Origin of the sequence: Streptantibioticus silvisoli (assembly GCF_027947535.2) — a bacterium.
In the GTDB taxonomy this organism is placed as follows: domain Bacteria; phylum Actinomycetota; class Actinomycetes; order Streptomycetales; family Streptomycetaceae; genus Streptantibioticus_C; species Streptantibioticus_C silvisoli.
Genome location: NZ_JAAGKO020000022.1, coordinates 91926 through 109102, shown reverse-complemented (window position 1 = coordinate 109102; position 17177 = coordinate 91926). Strand labels below are relative to the sequence as shown.

Below are 17177 nucleotides of genomic sequence, written 5' to 3'. Positions count from 1 at the left end.
GCGCCGTACTGCGAAAGGACTTCAACCAGCGATGGCCGACGAGACCCCCATCACCCCGGAAGGCTCCGCCACCCCCGTCACGCCCGAGGGCGGCCCCGCCGCCGTCGAGGGCGTCGGGATGCGCGTCGAGCCGGTCGGGCTCGAGACCGAGATGCAGCGCAGCTACCTCGACTACGCGATGAGCGTGATCGTGGCCCGTGCGCTGCCCGACGTGCGCGACGGCCTCAAGCCGGTGCACCGCCGCGTGCTGTACGCGATGTACGACGGCGGCTACCGGCCCGAGAAGGGCTTCTACAAGTGCGCCCGCGTCGTCGGTGACGTGATGGGTACCTACCACCCGCACGGCGACGCCTCCATCTACGACGCCCTGGTCCGCCTCGCGCAGTCCTGGTCGATGCGCATGCCGCTGGTGGACTCCAACGGCAACTTCGGCTCTCCGGGCAACGACCCGGCCGCCGCCATGCGGTACACCGAGTGCAAGATGGCGCCGCTGTCCATGGAGATGGTCCGGGACATCGACGAGGACACCGTCGACTTCCAGGACAACTACGACGGCCGCAACAAGGAACCGACGGTCCTGCCGGCCCGGTTCCCCAACCTGCTGATCAACGGATCGGCCGGCATCGCGGTCGGCATGGCGACCAACATCCCGCCGCACAACCTGCGCGAGGTCGCCGACGGCGCCCAGTGGTTCCTGGCCAACCCGGGCGTGCCCAACGAAGAGCTGCTCGAAGCCCTGATGGACCGCATCAAGGGCCCCGACTTCCCCACCGGCGCCCTGGTGGTGGGCCGCCGCGGCATCGAGGACGCGTACCGCACCGGGCGCGGCTCGATCACCATGCGGGCGGTCGTGGAGGTCGAGGAGATCCAGAACCGGCAGTGCCTGGTGGTCACCGAGCTGCCGTACCAGGTCAACCCGGACAACCTCGCGCAGAAGATCGCCGACCTCGTCAAGGACGGCCGCGTCGGGGGCATCGCCGACGTGCGCGACGAGACCTCCTCGCGCACCGGCCAGCGCCTGGTCATCGTGCTCAAGCGCGACGCGGTCGCCAAGGTCGTGCTGAACAACCTCTACAAGCACACCGACCTGCAGTCCAACTTCTCCGCCAACATGCTGGCCCTGGTCGACGGGGTGCCGCGCACCCTGTCGCTGGATGCCTTCATCCGGCACTGGGTGACCCACCAGATCGAGGTCATCGTCCGGCGCACCCGCTTCCGGCTGCGCAAGGCCGAGGAGCGCGCCCACATCCTGCGCGGCCTGCTGAAGGCCCTGGACGCCATCGACGAGGTCATCGCGCTGATCCGGCGCAGCGACACCGTCGACGTCGCCCGTGAGGGCCTGATGGGCCTGCTGGCGATCGACGAGATCCAGGCCAACGCCATCCTGGAGATGCAGCTGCGGCGCCTGGCGGCCCTGGAGCGGCAGAAGATCGTCCAGGAGCACGACGAACTCCAGACGAAGATCAACGAGTACAACGCGATCCTCGCCTCGCCCGAGCGGCAGCGCGGCATCATCAGCGACGAGCTGAACGCCATCGTGGAGAAGTTCGGCGACGACCGGCGCAGCCAGCTGGTGCCCTTCGACGGTGACATGTCCATCGAGGACCTGATCGCCGAGGAGGACATCGTCGTCACGATCACCCGTGGCGGCTACGTCAAGCGCACCAAGACCGAGCACTACCGGTCGCAGAAGCGCGGCGGCAAGGGCGTGCGCGGCGCGCACCTGAAGCAGGACGACATCGTCGACCACTTCTTCGTCACCACCACGCACAACTGGCTGCTGTTCTTCACCAACAAGGGCCGGGTCTACCGGGCCAAGGCCTACGAGCTGCCGGACGCCGGCCGGGACGCGCGCGGCCAGCACGTGGCCAACCTGCTGGCGTTCCAGCCGGACGAGTCCATCGCCCAGATCATGGCGATCCGCAACTACGAGGCGGCGCCCTACCTGGTGCTGGCCACCAAGTCCGGCCTGGTGAAGAAGACCTCGCTGAAGGACTACGACTCGCCGCGGGCCGGCGGCGTCATCGCGATCAACCTCCGTGAGATGGACGACGGCCGCGAGGACGAGCTGATCGGCGCCGAGCTGGTCTCCGCCGAGGACGACCTGCTGCTGATCAGCCGCAAGGCGCAGTCCATCCGCTTCACCGCCACCGACGACGCGCTGCGCCCGATGGGCCGCGCCACATCGGGAGTGAAGGGGATGAGTTTCCGCGGCAGTGACGAGCTGCTGTCGATGAACGTGGTGCGGGCGGGTACCTTCGTCTTCACCGCCACCGACGGCGGTTACGCCAAGCGGACCCCGGTCGACGAATACCGCGTCCAGGGCCGGGGCGGCCTGGGCATCAAGGCGGCGAAGATCGTGGAGGACCGAGGTTCGCTGGTCGGCGCGCTGGTGGTCGACACGACGGACGAGATCCTCGCGATCACCCTGGGTGGTGGCGTGATCCGGACCCGGGTGAACGAGGTCCGGGAGACGGGTCGTGACACCATGGGTGTTCAACTGATCAACCTGGGCAAGCGCGACGCCGTCGTCGGCATCGCGCGCAACGCCGAAGCCGGTGCCGAAGCCGAGGAAGTCGACGCGGACCTGTCCGCGGAGGGCGCCGCGGACGGTACCGCAGAGGGTGCCGGATCGGTCGTGGGCGCCAGCCCCGCGGCCGACGAATCTGAGGAGTAGAGACCGTGAACGGAGCCACGGGCGCCGCGGGGAGCGGCGCGGGGACCGGGTCCCCCCTGCCGGAGGCCAGGGACGGCCGCCCGCCCCAACCGCACCACCCCGCGCAGGCCTACCAGCCACCGCAGGGAGCCCCGGCGCTGCCGGGGCCCCAGTGGGGCCAGGCCGATGAGGGGTACGGCCCCGGGACCACCCACGGGCAGGGGACGCGCAAGCCGCGTCCGGCGGCCCGTCCCGCGGCGGCCGCGCTGGGGGGCGCGGCGCCGCGTACCCGCATGGCGAGGCTGCGGGTTTCCAAGGCCGACCCCTGGTCGGTCATGAAGGTCAGCTTCGTGCTGTCCCTGGCACTCGGCATCGTCACGATCGTGGCGGTGGCGGTGCTCTGGCTGGTGCTGGACGCCCTGGGCGTCTTCTCCACCGTCAGCGCGACGCTTTCCGACGCCACCGGGGCCGGCGGCCAGGGCGGGTTCGACCTCCAGTCGTTCCTGTCCTTGGGCCGCGTGATGATGTTCACGACGGTGATCGCGGTCATCGACGTGGTGCTCGCGACGGCCCTGGCGACCCTGTCGTCCTTCCTGTACAACCTCTCCACGGGCTTTGTGGGCGGCATCGAGCTGACCCTCGCCGAGGACGAGTAGGGCGGCGCGACAACCGATTTGGGGCAACGGCCCGGGTGCGCTAATCTTTCGATGCAGCGCGGGGCTATAGCTCAGACGGTTAGAGCGCTTCCCTGATAAGGAAGAGGCCACAGGTTCAAGTCCTGTTAGCCCCACCGAACGAAGGCCATCTGCCGACCGGCAGATGGCCTTCGTCGTTTCCGGTGTGTCGCCGCCGCGCGCGCCCTCAGGTTTCCCCGCCGCGACCCGCGCAGTAAGTTGTGCACGCAGGCAGGTTTAAAGGGCCGTCAGTAGGTCACCGTTCGATATCGACCGGTGTGTATCATCGGGCCCATCGGACGACTCCCAACGTAAGAAGGACGAGGTCGCGCGGTGAAGAAGTTTCTCCTGGTCGCACTGGTCGCCGTCGGCGGGCTCCTCGTGTACCGCCAGATCCAGGCGGACCGCGCCGAGCAGGACCTGTGGACGGAGGCGACCGACTCCGTGCCCGCAGGTACCGGCACGAGCGCCTGAACCCCCGTATTTCGGCTGAGGCCCCGATCACCTCGTGATCGGGGCCTCGCTCTCTTCCCGGCGCTTTCCGGCCGTTTCCGGCCGCCGCCGGCCCGGAGCGGGGGACGGCGCGGGGCGCCCGGGCGCGACCGCTCTTGTGCCGGGCGGCGCGGGTCAATAGCTTGGCTAGCTTCGCTTTCCACGGGCGCCCGCCGGGGTGCGCCGGACAGGACACCAGGGGGCCGGAGACGTGTTGCGGCGGCAGCTGGGCGGACGGACGGCCGCTGTGGCGGCCCTGGCGGCCGTACTGACGGTCCCTGCCGGGCCGGCGGCGGCAACGGGCCTCCTGACCGCCCCGGCGGCCCCTGCGGCCTCCTCGGGCCCCTCGGCGCGCTGGGTGCCGGACGGCATACCCGTGCGGGGCGCGTCGTCCGCCGCGGACGCGCCACCGCTGACCGCCGGGCAGGACTACCAGGACACGCTGGCCAAGGGGCAGGTGCGCTTCTACGCGGTCCGGCTGCCGGCCACCGGCACCGCCGCCGCGCCGGCCACCGCGTACCTGTCCGCCTTCGCGGTGCCCGGCGCCGGCAGCCACGTCGGGGTCTTCGACGGCCTCGACCTTCAGTTGCTGGCCGGCAACGGCACGCTGTGCGGCTCCGACCACCCGCGGTTCACCGGCCCGGACACCGCGGCGCCGGTCGGCGGGGTGGTGCGGCGGCCCGGCACCGCCGGCTCGGTCTGCCGGGAGGCCGGCACCTACCTGCTGTCGGTGGCACGGGTGAGCGCCGTCCCCTCCAGCGCCGACGTCTGGCCGCTCGACGTCTCCTACGCCGCCGAACCCGCGCTGACCTCCGCCCCGACCGCCTCCGGGGGCGCGGCGGTGCCCGGTTACGCGCCGGCCACCGCCGCCCCGCCGACCGGCGCCGGCCACCCGGTCGACGGCGCCGCGGGCATGGACGGCACCGGCACCCGGCTGTCCGGCACCGGCGTCTACACCGACCACCTGGTGCCCGGCCAGACCCGCTTCTACCGCGTCCCGGTCGGCTGGGGGCAACGCCTGCTGGCCGACGCCGCGTTCGGCCGCGCCGACGTGACCCGGCCCGGCGGCTTCACGGTCGGCGCGCTGAGCGTCGCGCTGTACAGCCCGGTGCGCGGTGCCGTGGCCCAGGAGACGATGCCCTACACCGGCCAGGCCACCACCTTGGACGCGCAGACCCCGCGCGTCCTGTACGACAACCGGCTGGCCAACGACACCCGCGTCAGCTCGGCGGCCGTCGCCGGCTACTACTACCTCGCCGTCGGCCTGCATCCCGACGTCGCCCGGTGGACCTCCGGCGGCGTGGACGTCACGCTGCGGCTGCGGGTCCTGGGCAGCCAGCAGGCGGCGCCGGACTACGCGGGCGACGCGGCGGCGGCCGGACTGACGGTGCCGCACGCCCCGGGGCCCACCGCGGGCGGTTCCGGGGGTGGCGGCGGCACGGCGCCCGGTACGGCACCGGCGGCGACCGGGGCCGCCGCGGGCGCGACCGGGCCGGCGGCGGCCCGCCCGGTGGCGTACGGCGCCTTCGGGCTCGCGGCGGTGTTCACGGTGTGGCCGACGGTGCTGCTGCTGCGCGGCCGGCGCCGTCCGGTCAGGCCGTGAGCGCCCAGATCCCGATCGCCAGGAACACCGCCGCCGCCAGGTACATCCCGGCGACCAGCCGCAGCGCCGGGCGCGGACGCGAGGCCCTGCGGGCGGCGTGACCCCGCGACCGCGCCCGCGCCGGCGGCGTCACCGGCGTGCCGGGACGGTCCGCGACCGGTGTACCGGCGGGCTCCGGCATCGCCCCGGGCAGCGCCGACAGCGCGGTGTACGGCGCCGTGTGCCCGGTGGCGTGCGGCGCCGCGGCAACGGGGACGGGCAGCGGGACACCGGTCGGCGGCGTCGGCGGCACCGGCGCGGGAGGCGTTCGCGCCGGTGCCGGGGGCGTGAACGGCGGCGCGGCGGCCGGTCCTGCGGGCCGGGGCGGTGCCAGCGGGAACCCGGTCTCGCTGCCCGGTGCGGCAGCCACCGGCCCGGCCGCGCCGACGGAATCCGCCGGACCGGCCGGCCGCCCACCGGTGTCCGGCGATCCGCCGTCGAGGAACTCGCCGTCCTCCAGCGCCTCGTCCCCGGCCGGGCGGCGCCGCAGCCCGGCCGGCGAAACCGCGGGCCCGCGCGGCCCGAACCCGGCGGGCAGCGGTCCGAGCTGGTCGAAGACCTCGATCGGCTCGTCGTCGAACGACGGCTCCGGCAGCAACTCCGCCGCCCGCGCCAGCGCCTTGCGGGCCCCGGTCGCCGACCGGAACCGCAATTCCGGGTTCGGGTGCAGCAGGGTCGCCGCCACCTCCCACAGCGCGTCGGGAACGTTCACCGGCGCGTGCGGCATGCCGCCGAGGGCCGTGAACCGCTCCACCAGCGCCCGGGCGTCCGGCTTGCGCCCGGTCAGCAGGTACAGCGCGACCAGGCCCACCGCGTACAGGTCGGCGGGGAAGTCCGGCTCCGCGCCCAGCAGTTGCTCCGGCGCGAAGTAGCCCGGCGTGCCCACCACGTGGTCGACGCCGGTCAGCCGGGGCTCACCCTTGCGCATGGCTATCCCGAAGTCCGACAGCCGCACGTGCGGACGCCCGGTGCCGGTGGACTCCAGCAGGATGTTGGCCGGCTTCACGTCCCGGTGCACCACGTTCTCGTCGTGCACCGCGGACAGCCCGGACAGCAACTGGTCCAGCAGCGCGCACACATAGCGCGGCGGCAGCGGCCCGTAGTCCCCGATCAGATGGGCCAGCGAACCGCCGCGCACCAACTCCATGGTGAACAGCACCTGTTCGTCGTCGGCCGCCCAACTGCGCGGCGCCAGCACGTGCGGATGGTCGATCCGCAGCGCCTGCTCCCGTACGAACCGGATCAGCGAGTGCGCGTCGCTCTGCCGCAGCACCTTCGCCGCGACATACGCGTGACGCCGGTGGTCCCACGCCCGCCACACCGCCCCCGCCCCGCCCCGGCCGATCGGGTCGACCAGCTCGTAGCGGCCGGCGAACAGCTCACCCATGCAGTGCGCCCCTCGTGCGTCGTCCAACGTCGTCACCGCTCCCGGCCCGCGTGCGGAACGGGAGCGTCAGTCCTGGTGCGCCTCGAAGTGCGCGACGGCCTCGTCGGTCCGCCCGGTGCCGTACACCCGCAGGAACTCTGCCAGTTCGGGATGGTCGGCCGCGAGGGCACCCGCTGCGGCCAGCAGGCCGTCGGCCGACGACAGGGACCGCAGCAACGCCTGGATCTCCCGCGCCACCCGGCGCGGCGGCAGCGGCTGACCCGCGGTGGGGGCCGTCGTGACACTGCCCGTGCCGGCCAGCGCCGAACCCGCCGACGCCCGGATCTCCGCCATGCGCCCGGCCGCCGCCTGCGCCGTGACCCGCCCGTCGGTCACCTCGCCGGCGAGTTCCCGCAACGCCGCCAGCCGGGCCACCACGGCCGGATTGCCGATCTTCGCGCGGTGGCCGCTCATCAGCTGCGACAGCATCGGGGCCGACAGCCCCAGCAGGGCGGCCAGCCGCGCCTGGTTCAGGCCGAGGGCGTCCATCAGGCCGCGGAACAGCTCGCCCAGCGACTCGCCGTACCACCCCTGCTGCTGCGCGCGCGCCCGTCCGGCCGCGTCCTGCGGCGAGGTCTCCATGCCGGCTCCCGTCAGCCCCGTGCGGCCCGCGCCGCTCCCGGCGGCACGCGGCCTGTGACGGCCCCGGGCCCGCCGGGCCGACCCGCACCCGCGGCCCCGCAGCCGCACCCCGCATCCTACGAATCCCGGCGATTCGAGATTCCGCCGATTCCCGGTACGGATCGACCCCTCATAACCGGTACCCTGTTCTGCGGTGCGGACCCGTTCGCACCGAGGGGCCTTAGCTCAGTTGGTAGAGCGCTGTCTTTGCATGGCAGATGTCAGGGGTTCGACTCCCCTAGGCTCCACCCCTTCTTTCTTCGTACCCGGCTCGCTGCCCGGCCGCTCCTTTCGATTCGGCTCGCCGCCGGGTGCATTTCCCGGGGCCCGTCCCTTCGCTGCCCCCGGTCGCGGCTTCCCGGATTTCCCGCTCCCGCGGTTTCGTCGTTCTCCCGCCTCCGGCGCGTCGCGTGCCACCGCGGCCTCTTCCTGCGCACGATGCCCTCTGTCCGCCGCTCGACCGCGGTGTGCGCTGCGTGCGCGGCGGGATGGGCTGCCGGCGTCAGGCGGGGCGCGGGGCGGGCGGACACGGTAGGGGGCTTCCCGGATGGAGCGGCCGGCGGTGAGCGCGGACAATGTGGCCGTGCGATTCGGGATTCTGGGGGAGACGCTGGCGTACGGGCCGGACGGGCGGCCGCTGGCGCTGGGCGGGCCGCGCCGGCGGGCCGTGCTGGCGTTGCTGCTGCTCGACGCGGGCCGGTTCGTTCCGGTGGACCGGCTGGTCGACGCGCTGTACGGGGAGCAGCCGCCGGCCGGGGTGGCCAACGCCGTGCAGTCGCAGGTGTCGCGGTTGCGGGCGGTGCTGGGCGACGTCATCGAGCGGCACCCGGCCGGATACCGGCTTGCCGTCGATCCCGCCGAGGTCGACGTCCACCGCTTCGCCCGGTTGGCCGCCGAAGGCCGCCGGGCGCTCGCGGCGGAAGAGCCGGCCCGTGCCGCCCGGGTGCTGGCGGAGGCGCTGGCGTTGTGGCGTGGGCCGGCGCTGGCCGACGTGCGGGAGGCGCCGTTCGCCGCCGCGCAGGTGACACGGCTGACGGAGGCGCGGGCCGGGGCGCTGGAGAACCGGATGGCGGCCGGGCTGGCGCTGGGTGACCACGCGGCCCTGGTGCCGGAGCTGCGCGAACTCGTCGCGGAGTTCCCGTTGCGCGAACGGCCGCTGGCCCAGTTGATGCGCGCGCTGGCGGGCAGTGGCCGGCAGGTCGAGGCCCTGGAGGTCTACGACAGCGCCCGCCGCGAACTGGCGGAGACGTTGGGGGCCGACCCCGGCCCCGAACTGTCCGGTGCGCAACTGGCGGTGCTGCGAGGTGATGTTTCACGTGAAACATCGACGCCGGTCCCGGGGGGTTCGACGGCGGGTGTTTCACGTGAAACATCGCTCACGCGAACGTCCGGACCTGTTTCACGTGAAACATCGAGCGTCCGGAGCGCTGTTTCACGTGAAACAGCGCTGCCCGCCCAGCTGACCAGTTTCGTCGGCCGGGCGCCGGAGCTCGCCCGGATCGCGGAACGGCTCACCGTCGCGCGACTGGTCACGCTGACCGGCCCCGGGGGTGCCGGGAAGACCCGCCTGTCGATCGAGGCGGCCGCGCGGCACGCCGACGACGTGTGCTTCGTGCCGTTGGCCGGAGTCACCGACGGCGACGATGTGCCGCAGGCGGTGCTCGGTGCGCTGGGGCTGCGCGAGGTCGGCCTGATGCCGTCGGCGGGACCGGTGCAGGAACCGCTGGACCGGATGGTCGCCGCACTGTCCCACCGGTCGATGCTGCTGGTGCTGGACAACTGCGAACACGTCATCGACGCCGCCGCCGCGCTGGCCGCCGGACTCCTCGCCGGGTGCCCGTCCTTGCGGGTGCTGGCGACCAGCCGGGCGGCGCTGGGCATCACCGGCGAGACGCTCTGCCCGGTGCCGATGCTCAGCGTGCCGCCGCCGGAGGCCGGGGACGCCCGGCTGGAGGACTTCCCCGCGGTGCGGTTGTTCGTGGAGCGGGCGGTCGCGGTGCGGCCCGACTTCACCCTGGTGGCCGAGCGCGACGCGGTCCTGCGGATCTGCGCGGCGCTCGACGGGCTGCCGCTGGCCATCGAACTGGCCGCCGCCCGGCTGCGATCGCTGTCGGCCGCGGAGATCGCCGACCGGCTGGGCGCCGCTGCCGCCGAGGGGATCGGCGCCGGGGGCCGTGCCGGCGGCGATCAGCGGTTCCGGCTGCTGTCGCGCGGCAGTCGCGCCGCCCAGCCCCGGCAGCGCACCCTGCGCGGCGTGGTGGACTGGAGCTGGGACCTGCTGACGCCGTCCGAACGGGCGGTGCTGCGCCGGGTCTCCGTCTTCGCCGGTGGCTGGACGCCGGACGCGGCCGAGGCGGTCTGCGCCGACGGCCGGGAGACGGACGGCGAGGGGATCGCGCCGGAGGACGTGCTCGACCTCATCGACTCCCTGGTGGACAAGTCCCTGGTGGTCGCCGACCGGACGCGCCACGGTTCGTCGCGCTACCGGATGCTGGAGACCATCCGCGCCTACGGTGCCGAACGCCTGGAGGAGGCCGGTGAGTCCGCCCGGGTGCGCCGCGGTCACCTCGCCCACTTCCTCGACCTGGCCATCGCCGCCGAACCCCGGCTGCGCCGCGCCGAGCAACTCGACTGGCTCGCCCGGCTGTCCGCCGAGCACGACAACCTCACCGCCGCCCTGCACCGCGCCGTCAGCGACGGCGACCACCCCTCCGCCCTGCGGATGCTGGCCTGCCTCACCACCTACTGGATGCTGCGCGGCATCCGCTACGAGGGCGCCGGCCCGGCCCGGCGGCTGCTGGACGCGGTCGGTACCACGCCGCCGGCGGACCTGGCGGACGAGTACGCCATGTGCGTGATCAACGCAGCCCCGGCGGCGCACGGCGCGCAGGAACTCGCCGGGCACCTGGACAGCGCCCAGCGCATCATCGAGCGGGGCCTGGTGCGCTACCCGGTGCTCTGGCTGCTGTGGGCGGTCATCGCCGGCGTGCCGGACAACGCCACCTACGCCTCGTACCGGCGCGCGATCGACCTGGTGGAAGGCGACGCCTGGTTCGAGGGGCTCCGCCAGGTCGGCGAGGGGTACCAGAACTGGCTGGTGCTGGGCCGGGCCGCCGAGGCCGACCGGGCGTTCACCGCGTCGCTGAAGCAGTTCCGGGCGATCGGCGACCGCTGGGGGACCACCTTGGCGCTGACCCACCTGGCCGGGTTCGTGCTGGCCACCGGTGAGCTGACGCGGGCCGTCGCCCTGGTCGACGAGGCGCTGGTGCTGGCGGATGAGATGGGGGCGACCGAGAACCGGGCCGAGTTGTCGTGCCACCGCGGACAGTGCGGCCTGCTGACCGGTGACCTGGACGCGGCGCGGACCGACTACACGCGGGCGGTGGAGCTCGCGCGGGCGTCCGGCGCGCCGGAGTTCCAGGCCGTCGGGCACCTCGGGCTGGCGGAGTGCGCGCGGCTCGGCGGCGATCCGGCCGCGGCCCGGGAGCTGGCGATGACGGCGATGTCGCAGTGCCTGCCGCAGTGGTTCACCGGTGAGGGCACCCGCGGTGAGGCGATGCTGGCCCTGGGCCGGATCAGCCTGGCCGAGGGCGATCCGGCCGGGGCGCTGGAACGCTTCCGTGCGTCGCTGGCGTCACCGATGAACGCGCGCAGCCGGGTCTTCACCGCCGCCGTCGCCGAAGCGCTCGCCGACCTCGCCCTCCACCGCGCCGACCCCGCACGGGCCGCCGAACTCCTCGGGCTCGCGCGGGCGTTGCGGGGCATGGACGTCCGCGAGGGTCCGGACGCCGACCGGGTGCGCGCCGCCGCCAGGACCGCGCTGGGTGGGACCCGGTTCGGCACAGCCCACGCCCGGGGGGCCGCCCTCGGCGCCGACGCCGCGGTCGAGGCGCTGCGGGTCGCGCTCGGCGAGGACTGACGGCGGCGGGCCGGGCCGGGTGCCGTTGCCGGGCGCGGTGCGCGGGCGGTCAGCGGGCGGTGCGCGCGCGGTCAGCGGGACCGCCCACGCTGACCGGCATGACGACGACACCCGCCCCACCGGTCGACGCACCGGTCACTCCCCCCGGCCCCGGCGACCCCGGCGGCCGGCTGCGCTGGGCCACGCTGGCGGTCTGCGGGCTGGCCTCCATGCTGCTCGGCATCGACAACAGCGTCCTGAACTACGCGATCCCCTCCCTGGTGCGCGACCTCGACCCGTCGGCCACCCAGGTGCTGTGGATCGCCGACATCTACGGCTTCGCGATGGGCGGCCTGCTGCTCGTCATGGGCAACGTCGGCGACCGCTACGGCCGCAAGCGGCTGATGATGGCCGGCGCCGTGCTGTTCGGCGCCGCCTCACTGGTCACCGCCTACGCCGACAGCGCCGCGACGCTCATCGCCGCCCGGGCGGTGCTCGGCGTGGCCGGCGCGATGATCCTGCCCAGCACCCTGTCGCTGGTGCGGCACGCGTTCACCGTGCCGAAGGAGCGCACCCTGGCCATCGGCATCAGCGGTGGCGTGGCCGCCGCCAGCTTCGCCCTGGGCCCGGTGGTCGGCGGCTTCCTGCTGGACCGGTTCTGGTGGGGCTCGGTCTTCCTGGTCAACGTGCCGATCATGGCCGTGGTGCTGGTGTCGGGCCTGGTCGTGCTGCGCGAGTCCCGCAGCCCGCTGCCCGGCCGCCTGGACCGGATCAGCGTGCCGCTGTCGGTGGCCGCGATGCTGGGCCTGATCTACGCGGTCAAGACGCTGGCCCGCAGCGGGGTGCACGACACGTCCGCCTGGCTGGCCGCCGGCGTCGGCCTGCTGTGCGGGACGGTCTTCCTGCGCCGCCAGACCCGGCTGGCCGAACCGCTGCTCGACGTGCGGCTGTTCCGCAACCCGGCGTTCTCCGGGGCGATCAGCTCCAACGTCATCGGCATCTTCGCCTCCACCACGCTGTCGCTGGCCTTCTCGCTCTACCTCCAGGTGGTTCGCGGCTGGTCCCCGCTGCTGTCCGGCCTCGCGCTGCTGCCCGGCCCGTTGTCCGCCGCTGTCGCCGCCCCCGCCGCGGCGGTGCTGATCCCCCGCCTGGGCCGGGCCCGGGTGGTCTCGCTGGGCCTGGCCCTGATGACGGTCAGCTCGGTGGCGCTGGCCACGCTGGGGGTGGGCACGCCGTACTGGCCGGTGATCCTGCCCGGCCTGGTGGTGAACGGCACGGGGATCGTGCTGCTGTTCTCCGTCACCTCCGACACCGTGCTGGCCAGCGTGCCCAGGGGCCGCACCGGCACCGCCGCCGGGATCTCGGAGTCCGCGCAGGAGGTCGGTGGCGCGCTGGGCATCGCCGTCCTGGGCTCGGTGCTCAACGCCTTCTACCGCGGCGCCCTCACCCTGCCCGCCGGACTGCCCGCCGGCGCGGCCCGCACCGCCCGCGACTCGGTCACCGGTGGTGTGCAGGTCGGCTCGCGCCTGCCGGGCCGGGCCGGCGCGCTGCTCGTCAACGGCGCGAAGCACGCGTTCACCCACAGCATGCACGTGACGCTGCTGACCACCGCGGTGCTGCTCGCGGCCGGCGCGGTCGCGGCGCTGTTCACCCTGCGCGGTGTCCCGGCCGAGATCCCCGACCCGGACGCGACGACGGACACGGCCCCTGCCCCGGCCGGTGCGGCGACGCCGCTGCCGCACCCCGCCCGCGGCTGACGCCGGCGTCGTCCGGCGGCGTCACGCGTTGCGCACCGGCGCCGACCCGCCCGGGCCGGACACGCGGGAGGGTCCGGAGCACCTCGCTCCGGACCCTCCCGCCGAACGGTTCGCGTGGATCGGCTGCGGCTCAGGTGTCCGAACCACCGCCGCGACGCCCGTTGTTCCGGCGCCGGTCGGTGGCTCCGTCGCCGTCCTGCTTGGCACGGACCTCCGGGTCGAGGCCGTCGTGGCCGTCGACCACCGAACCCAGCGTGGTGCGGCTGGGGGAGGCGACCGAACCGGGCGCGGCGCGCTCGTCCTCGGCCGTCTCGGTGGCGGACGGCGCCTCGACCAGCCAGTCGGGGTTGGCCTGCCGGCTCCACCAGCGGTAGGCGGCGAAACCGGCGCCGGCGATCGCGCCGAAGACCAGGACACGCTTGGTGACCCGGCCGGCCCGCCCGCGCCGCTGGTGGCGCTTGACCAGCTTCTCCACCTCGGCCGCGGTCACCTGGCCGCGCAGCGCGGCGAACGCGGCGCCCGCCCGGGCCACCGCCTCGTCGCGCACCGGCTCGGCGGCGGCACGGGCGCTCTCCACCGCCTGTTCCACCCGGGGCGCGGTGTAGCGGGCCGCCTTGCGAGCGGCTCGCCGGGTGCGCTGGGCGGCGGCCGCGGTGGAGGCGACCACCTTGGGCGGTACCGCGTCCCGGGCCTGCGCCAGCCGTGGCGCCAGCAGGGCGTCGTACTGGGCGGCTGCGGCGTCCATGGCCTGGTCGGCGGCCGCGGAGACCTTGGGCACGATCAGCCGCCGGGCCTCCTCCGCGTAATGCGTGGCGTACTGGGCGGCGGTGTCCTTCGCCGAGTCGGCATACGGTGCCACCACCTCCGCCGCGTGCCGCACGCTGTCCTTCGTCGTCGTGGCTGCGTGGCGCACGCTGTCCTTGCGGGTCACGAGAACCTCCTCCTCGGTGGCGTACGACGGTGGCGTACGACATATCGTCTTACCGCCCGAATAGAGATCATGCCTGTCGGCACGCCACAAGGCATGCCTGCTCGCGCATCCTGGTCACAAACACCACCGTTGCGGTCGGCATCCGGTCGGGGGACGGCAGGCCCGCCGCAGCGGTCGCCGACCGTGCGAGGATTCGCGGGTCAGTACTGTCTAGGGAAGGTACGTCGTGGCCGAGCACCTCTTCGCCACTCTGAGGACCAACCACGGGGAGATCGCGATCCGGCTGCTGCCGAACCACGCTCCGAAGACCGTGAAGAACTTCGTGGAACTCGCCGAAGGCACGCGTGAGTGGACCGACCCGACCACGGGCAAGCCGAGCAACGCCCGGCTGTTCGACGGCACGGTCTTCCACCGCGTCATCGCCGGTTTCATGCTTCAGGGCGGCGACCCGCTGGGCAACGGCACCGGCGGGCCGGGGTACAAGTTCGCCGACGAGTTCCACCCGGACCTCCAGTTCGACCGGCCCTACCTGCTGGCGATGGCCAACTCCGGCCCGGGCACCAACGGCTCGCAGTTCTTCATCACCGTGGCCCCTTCGACGTGGCTGAACCGCAAGCACACGATCTTCGGCGAGGTCGAGGGCCCGGCGAGCCGGCAGGTCGTGGACGCCATCGCGGCCACCCCGACCAACCCGCGCACCGACCGCCCGGTCAAGGAGGTCGTCATCGAGTCCGTGGCGGTCGAGCGCCGCGAGGGCTGAGCCCCGCGATCCCGCCCTTCCCGGTTCCGGGCCGGCGGGAACTGCGGCACCCCGCCCGTCCGTCGGACGGGTGGGGACAGCGTGCCGCCGGTGCCTCGGGTGCCGTCGGCGCAAGACCTTCCCGGCGGTCCACGATGGACCGGGGGATTCGACAGCGTCCGGGAAACGTTCGGTGAAGAGCCCGGGAAACGTCCGACAGCATCCGACAGCGTCCGAGAAAGAGGAGCCATGGAACAGGTGGTGAGCTGCTACCGGCACCCCGACCGGGAGACCGGCGTCAGCTGCGCGCGCTGCGGGCGGCCGATATGCCCGGACTGCATGGTCAGTGCCTCGGTCGGCTTCCAGTGCCCCAGCTGTCTCAACGAGGGCCGGCAGACCGCGCCGCCCCCGCCGCGCACGGTGGCGGGAGCCGTCCTGGCCAAGCGGCCGCCGCTGGTCACCATCGCCCTCATCCTGGCGAACGTGGCGCTCTTCGCCGCGGTGCACAGCAACGCCGCGCTGGTCCAGCAGCTCGCGCTGAACCCGGCGGAGATCGCCCAGGGCCAGTACTACCGGCTGATCACCGCGGTCTTCCTGCACCAGGCGCTGGCCCACATCGGCATGAACATGCTGTCGCTGTGGTGGATCGGCCCGGCGGTGGAGAACGCGCTGGGCCGCGCCCGGTACCTCGCGCTGTACCTGGTGGCCGGACTGGGCGGCAGCGCGCTGTCGTTCCTGCTGCTGCCGGCGAACGAGTACGGGCTCGGCGCGTCGGGCGCGATCTTCGGTCTGCTGGGCGCGCTGTTCGTCCTGGTGCGCCGGGTCGGCGGCGACCTGCGGCAGGTCGTCATCGTGATCGTGCTGAACCTGGTGCTGACCTTCTCGATCAGCGGCATCGACTGGCGGGCGCACGTCGGCGGTCTGATCACCGGCGCGGCCATCGCGTACGGCATGGTGCACGCGCCGCGGGCCCGCCGGGCGCTGGTGCAGTGGGGGACCTGCGCGGGGATGCTGGTGGTGGTGCTCGTGGTGATCACCGTGGGTGTGGTCGTCCGCTGACGCGGCCCGTCCCGGGCTGGGGATCGAGCCCCGCTGCCCCATGGCGTTCATACGACTTATCCACAGCGTGAAGGCTGCCCTGTGCACAGCGTGACGCCACGCCCGGGATGTCGGTCACTCGGTGCCACCACGGCCGTTTTCCCAGCAAGATCAACGAGTTGACGGACAAACCGAGGGGTTCGGCGGAGCGGCGGGAGTCACGCGGACGGCCGCTCGGCCGAAGTTATCCACAGATCTTCCGACCTTTTCCCCACTGTGGATTCAGCTGTGGATAACTCTGTGGACAACAGAGGCGCCAAGTTGACGCGAGCCCCGCCCGGCAGGCGTCACCGCAGGCCGCGAGGGTACGCCGCAGCACGCGACCCACGCCGGACCGGCACCCGGAAGGACGCCACCGGGGTCCTGGGGCCCGCCGCCGAGGCCTCCCCGGGCCACACCGGGACCGGCGGGAGCACACCGGCACCGGCAGCCAGCCGCTCCGCCGGAACGTCAGCCCTCCCGGCGCACGCGACGGCGCCGGGCATGCGAAGGCGCGTCGGGAAACGTGAAGACTCCTGGCCACGTGAAGACGCCGCCGGGCGCGTGAAAGGGCCCCTGGGAGCGCGAAAGCCGCTGCCGGGCACGCGAAGGCGCCCTGGGAACGTGAGAATCCGGCGCCCGGCGTAGACCCGGACGCCCGGCGAAGACCCCGGCGCCCGGCGAAGAGCCCGGCGAGGCGAAGACCCCGGTGCGTACCGAAGACCCCGCCCCGCGCCCCAGGCCCCCGGCGCGCACAGCGAAGCCCTCCGACACGCACGAGGACGTCCCGAACCGCAACCGGGGTCACCCGAAAGCATGCCGAACACCGGTGCGGTGACTCCGGCGCGCCGGTGCCCGCCCCTGCCTGCGGGCGGACACCGTGGACGGGCCTACGACGCGCGGCGTGCCGCGGTCGGGACGACGACCGGGGAGCCGGCTACTTCCACTGCGTGGAGACGACGAACCCGCCGGCGATGAAGCCGAAGCCGATGACGATGTTCCAGTTGCCGATCGCCTCGATCGGCAGGCTGCCGGTCGTCACGTAGAAGATGACGATCCACGCGAGCCCGACGAGGAAGAGCGCCAGCATGAGGGGCGCGACCCAGTTGCGGCCCGAGCTCATCTTGAACGTGGTGGTCTTCTCCGGCGGCGGGGTGTAGTCCGCCTTCTTGCGAATCCGTGACTTCGGCACGAGGGACTCTCCTGTCGATGCGCTGCGGGACCGGGACGCGCAGGCGGATGTATGGATGTCGCCGGGCGGGGA

12 protein-coding genes and 2 tRNA genes are annotated in these 17177 nt (G+C 73.6%); 10 read left to right on the top strand and 4 right to left on the bottom strand.

Annotated elements, in window-relative coordinates; genetic code table 11:
* The first annotated feature begins 31 nt into the window (after positions 1-31).
* The 5 genes from gyrA to POF43_RS16640 all read left to right on the top strand — a co-directional run bounded on the left by gyrA (position 32) and on the right by POF43_RS16640 (position 5425).
* On the top strand, positions 32-2677 hold the full coding sequence (gene gyrA, locus POF43_RS16660; RefSeq protein ID WP_271312676.1) for a DNA gyrase subunit A: 2646 nt from the start codon (positions 32-34) through the stop codon (positions 2675-2677).
* A 5-nt stretch (positions 2678-2682) separates the two neighbouring features.
* Entirely contained in the window at positions 2683-3312 is a 630-nt protein-coding gene (locus tag POF43_RS16655; protein ID WP_372516042.1) for a DUF3566 domain-containing protein, read from the top strand.
* 60 nt (positions 3313-3372) lie between these two features.
* Positions 3373-3446, top strand: a tRNA-Ile gene (locus POF43_RS16650).
* 217 nt (positions 3447-3663) lie between these two features.
* Positions 3664-3804, top strand: coding sequence for a DLW-39 family protein (locus tag POF43_RS16645; protein ID WP_271312675.1), 141 nt, complete (start codon positions 3664-3666; stop codon positions 3802-3804).
* A gap of 394 nt (positions 3805-4198) precedes the next feature.
* Complete coding sequence (locus tag POF43_RS16640) at positions 4199-5425, top strand: hypothetical protein (RefSeq protein ID WP_271322755.1); 1227 nt, start codon at positions 4199-4201, stop codon at positions 5423-5425.
* Here the strand turns inward: POF43_RS16640 and POF43_RS16635 are convergent.
* Together POF43_RS16635 and POF43_RS16630 are read right to left on the bottom strand one after the other, a co-directional pair.
* Entirely contained in the window at positions 5415-6851 is a 1437-nt protein-coding gene (locus POF43_RS16635; protein WP_271322754.1) for a serine/threonine-protein kinase, read from the bottom strand. The genes POF43_RS16640 and POF43_RS16635 overlap by 11 nt on opposite strands.
* Before the next feature lie 66 nt (positions 6852-6917).
* Complete coding sequence (locus tag POF43_RS16630; RefSeq protein ID WP_271312673.1) at positions 6918-7472, bottom strand: helix-turn-helix domain-containing protein; 555 nt, start codon at positions 7470-7472, stop codon at positions 6918-6920.
* A gap of 214 nt (positions 7473-7686) precedes the next feature.
* On the opposite strand from POF43_RS16630, the gene POF43_RS16625 reads away from it, so the two are divergent.
* The 3 genes from POF43_RS16625 to POF43_RS16615 all read left to right on the top strand — a co-directional run bounded on the left by POF43_RS16625 (position 7687) and on the right by POF43_RS16615 (position 13166).
* Positions 7687-7759 (top strand) — tRNA-Ala (locus POF43_RS16625).
* A 335-nt stretch (positions 7760-8094) separates the two neighbouring features.
* Positions 8095-11430 carry an AfsR/SARP family transcriptional regulator gene (locus POF43_RS16620; RefSeq protein WP_271324193.1) on the top strand — a complete coding sequence of 1112 codons (3336 nt, stop codon included), beginning with the start codon at positions 8095-8097 and terminating at the stop codon, positions 11428-11430.
* A gap of 98 nt (positions 11431-11528) precedes the next feature.
* Positions 11529-13166, top strand: a complete 1638-nt coding sequence (locus POF43_RS16615) for an MFS transporter (RefSeq protein ID WP_271324192.1) — start codon at positions 11529-11531, stop codon at positions 13164-13166.
* Positions 13167-13296: 130 nt separating this feature from the next.
* Here the strand turns inward: POF43_RS16615 and POF43_RS16610 are convergent, their stop codons facing one another.
* Positions 13297-14097, bottom strand: coding sequence for a DUF5324 family protein (locus tag POF43_RS16610; RefSeq protein ID WP_271312670.1), 801 nt, complete (start codon positions 14095-14097; stop codon positions 13297-13299).
* A 226-nt stretch (positions 14098-14323) separates the two neighbouring features.
* Between POF43_RS16610 and POF43_RS16605 the strand changes: the two genes are divergently transcribed.
* Both POF43_RS16605 and POF43_RS16600 read left to right on the top strand, forming a co-directional pair.
* Entirely contained in the window at positions 14324-14857 is a 534-nt protein-coding gene (locus POF43_RS16605; protein ID WP_271312669.1) for a peptidylprolyl isomerase, read from the top strand.
* A 228-nt stretch (positions 14858-15085) separates the two neighbouring features.
* Positions 15086-15895 carry a rhomboid family intramembrane serine protease gene (locus POF43_RS16600; RefSeq protein WP_271312668.1) on the top strand — a complete coding sequence of 270 codons (810 nt, stop codon included), beginning with the start codon at positions 15086-15088 and terminating at the stop codon, positions 15893-15895.
* A 955-nt stretch (positions 15896-16850) separates the two neighbouring features.
* On the opposite strand, the gene crgA is transcribed toward POF43_RS16600, so the two are convergent.
* On the bottom strand, positions 16851-17105 hold the full coding sequence (gene crgA / locus POF43_RS16595) for a cell division protein CrgA (RefSeq protein WP_271312667.1): 255 nt from the start codon (positions 17103-17105) through the stop codon (positions 16851-16853).
* Between the last annotated feature and the right edge of the window lie 72 nt (positions 17106-17177).

Coding starts and splice junctions, on each gene's coding strand:
- gyrA (WP_271312676.1), top strand. CDS start 32: ATGGCCGACGAGACCCCCATCACCCCGGAAGGCTCCGCCACCCCCGTC.
- POF43_RS16615 (WP_271324192.1), top strand. CDS start 11,529: ATGACGACGACACCCGCCCCACCGGTCGACGCACCGGTCACTCCCCCC.
- POF43_RS16635 (WP_271322754.1), bottom strand. CDS start 6,851: ATGGGTGAGCTGTTCGCCGGCCGCTACGAGCTGGTCGACCCGATCGGC.
- POF43_RS16630 (WP_271312673.1), bottom strand. CDS start 7,472: ATGGAGACCTCGCCGCAGGACGCGGCCGGACGGGCGCGCGCGCAGCAG.
- POF43_RS16600 (WP_271312668.1), top strand. CDS start 15,086: ATGGAACAGGTGGTGAGCTGCTACCGGCACCCCGACCGGGAGACCGGC.